This is a genomic window from Thiocapsa imhoffii (assembly GCF_016583985.1).
GTDB lineage: Bacteria > Pseudomonadota > Gammaproteobacteria > Chromatiales > Chromatiaceae > Thiocapsa > Thiocapsa imhoffii.
In genome coordinates, this window is the sequence record NZ_NRSD01000063.1 from 1 (window position 1) to 3039 (window position 3039).

Annotated in this window: 3 protein-coding genes and 1 pseudogene; 3 read left to right on the plus strand and 1 reads right to left on the minus strand. The window is 43.0% G+C overall.

The features are described from left to right. The first annotated feature begins 24 nt into the window (after nucleotides 1-24). Nucleotides 25-738, plus strand: a pseudogene (locus CKO25_RS21470) (ISL3 family transposase). A 145-nt stretch (nucleotides 739-883) separates the two neighbouring features. Here the strand turns inward: CKO25_RS21470 and CKO25_RS20545 are convergent. Further along, complete coding sequence (locus tag CKO25_RS20545; RefSeq protein ID WP_200389806.1) at nucleotides 884-1981, minus strand: hypothetical protein; 1098 nt, start codon at nucleotides 1979-1981, stop codon at nucleotides 884-886. A gap of 191 nt (nucleotides 1982-2172) precedes the next feature. Here CKO25_RS20545 and CKO25_RS20550 point away from each other — a divergent pair, with 191 nt between their 5' ends. Together CKO25_RS20550 and CKO25_RS20555 are read left to right on the plus strand one after the other, a co-directional pair. Continuing rightward, on the plus strand, nucleotides 2173-2445 hold the full coding sequence (locus tag CKO25_RS20550) for a hypothetical protein (protein ID WP_200389807.1): 273 nt from the start codon (nucleotides 2173-2175) through the stop codon (nucleotides 2443-2445). 119 nt (nucleotides 2446-2564) lie between these two features. Further along, nucleotides 2565-3039, plus strand: a 475-nt coding sequence (locus CKO25_RS20555; RefSeq protein ID WP_200389808.1) for a transposase family protein, incomplete at its 3' end; no start/stop codon positions are given.

The window sequence follows — 3039 nt, forward strand, 5'->3', positions numbered from 1 at the left end:
GTGATCAGTTCCGATATCAACGGCATGCTGCAGGTCATCGGACTGCTCAGCGAGCGCACCAAAGCCGCAGTCAAGGCATTTTTTAACAGTATTCCCAAGCGGTTACGACGTACCGTCAAGGTCATCTGCACGGATCTCTATGCCGGTTTCATTGGGGCTGCGAAAGGCGTTTTCGGCAAACGTGTGCTCATTTGTGCAGATCGTTTCCATATTGCTCGCCGGTATCTGGACAGTTTTGAGACCTGACGAAAGCGGGAATGGAAACGGTGACGGCGGACGCTCACGAAATCGACATTGGATCAGTTCAAAAACGTGCATGGGCTCTTGCGCCATCGCCGCGGGGATCTCACCGACGATGAGCGTCGTCTCCTCAATCGTTTGTTTGTTCACTCGCCCCAAATCAAAGACGCTCACGATACGTGCGAAGCGCGCACAATGATTGATGAAAGACCTCTTTCAACAGGACAAGGAAAACGTCAAATTCGTCGCTGGATGCGACAAGTCTCGAATCGCGGAATCAGGTGTTTCGATCGCTTTCTTGGGACGCTTAGAACTCATTTCGCTGAGATCACTAATTATTTTGTCAACCGTCAGACGAGCGGGTTTGTAGAAGGCCTCAACAATAAATTGAAAGTCCTCAAACGACGCTGTTACGGCATCACCAACCTCGCCCATCTGTATCAAAGAGTGTGCTTGGATCTCAACGGATACGCTCGCTTCGGCGTGGAGCCAATATGAATCAATGCGTTAGAGTTTTCGTGTTCAGCGACTTTTCGTAGTTGATGTGTGCTTCAAATCTAGCGGTAAATAACTGTTTTTAGATTGATTTCACATTCCCATGAAATTCGGGAGAGCCCCGGGAAATTGAATAACAACTTCACTATCAGTTGGTAGAAGTTATCGCCAAATGTAGTGTATTAAGAATAATTCTATCCGGCCGCAGATAATTTAAGTAGTACTCCCTGTTTTTATTCATCATTAAAATCCTCAGATTTGTGTTATCAATAAGGGATGCGACACTTTCAACACATTGATCAGGATGAGTGAACTCGAGATAATTTTTCCCAGCTTCAAAATTCCCAGGAACGTCATATTGCAACCTCTCAGAAACTATTGCCTTTGAAAAGGCAACATACTCACCCATCTTCCAACCTATCGAGCCATGAAGGCCTGTAGTCGAAATGCATATGGGGAACTCTCTTAGCATCCCGATATAACTACGCTTGATCGAAGTATTTTCGTTAGGCAAAAGCAAGTTTGGATACATTGCTTTCGCATAAGCAGTGTGGGAGAACCCTCCATAAAAAAGACTACCGAACTCTTTTCTTAATGATTTAATACAAACCGCACGACTTTCATTTACAGCACATCTCATTTCAATCTTTTCTTTTGAGCGCTTTACGTCATCATATGGATCCCAGGTTCTAGCCATAAACAAGACCTTAGGCTCCCCATTGACAACTGGCTCCTGTGACATGTTCATTTCTGTTGGGACAAAGTATTTGTATGAGTCCCCTGTCCATTTTGCTAATGCTGTATATATCGTTTCACTGTAAATTTCAATTGCATCTTTTATGTCTACTTGTCGTAGAATGTGTGAGAGATCTATGTCGTTTGGAAGAACGCGATAATTTAGGCCGAGTGGGTAAATTTTACTGCAATCAAGTCCCAATGATTTATACATATCCAAAGAACAGCTTCTCTTAAAATAGAAATCACAGTCATCGAGTGTTTTTCTTTCTATCTCCCAACTGTCATGGGTATCGTAGCAAAGTCTATATCTTTTATTGAGAGTCACTGTAAGCGGATGTGCATTAAAAACTCTCACATGACGCGGCATTGATGTTTGGATATTTTCTGAACATTTTATGTGTTTTTCTGAATATTTGATCAAACCTTGTTTTCTAAGAATAGTAAATCCTGTAAATATCTGCTGTGTATGCTTAGAATTGAAGCAATATTCAAGCTTTACATCAAACATATCTTGAGCGCGCAAATTTTTGATCACTAGAGTTCTAACCTTTTCTTAAGCGCTATCGCAACTATGATATGGTTTATATAGATCTGCAGTAGCATGCCTTCATGGATGATATTAGAGTTGTACCTTGTGCTTAAAGCCCTATCGCATATATCATAGAGTTTAGTGAGATCTGCTATTAAAGGGCTTAAACGATGACAGTCTTCGATCAATTTACCGAACTTAAACGCGATCGAACCATCAAAGCAACGATCGGCATGAGTCGAGAGAAATTTGACGCCCTCGTTCCGGCCTTCGCTGATGCTTATGATCAAATGTTGCAGGAAAAACTCCGTAACAAGAAAATCAAATGCCTACCGAAAGGAGGTCCCTCGGGTGTTCTCGATACCCACGAAAAGCGCCTCTTTTTCGTCCTTTACTACCTTAAAACCGATCCCACTTTCGATGTTCTTTGGTTTTCATTTTAAACTCAGCGCAGGCCATGCACACGATTTCGTTGTGTTGTACTCCGACGTGCTCAACCGCGCTCTTGAGTCCTTGAACGTCGCACCGAAGCGAACAGTTCAGTCACGCGACGAATTCAAAAATGTTGTTGAAAAATATAGCAATATTATCGTTGATGGAACAGAAGTCGCCTGCGTCCGACCGTCGGATGATGACCATCAAAAGAAACGATACAGCGGTAAAAAAAAGACATACCGTCAAAGTTCTAACGCTCACCAATCATGACCTGAAAATACTTTATATGAGTCCAGTTTTTGGTGGCTCAGTACATGACGATATGATCATGAAAAAATGCTTTCCTCCAAACATTTCTTGGTTTGAAGGCATGACCCTGAGGGCCGACCTTGGCTTTCTTGGCGCAGTAACTGATTACGGACGTGGAGCCGACATTCGTTTACCTCATAAAAGGCCAAAGCGATCAAAAGTGAATCCACATCCAAGCTTAACCAAAATTCAACATAGAGCGAATCGTCATCACTCCAGTATCCGTGTCCTTGTCGAGCATGCGATCGCTGGAATCAAAACGTTTCATTGCCTCACGCACCGGATTCGGAACC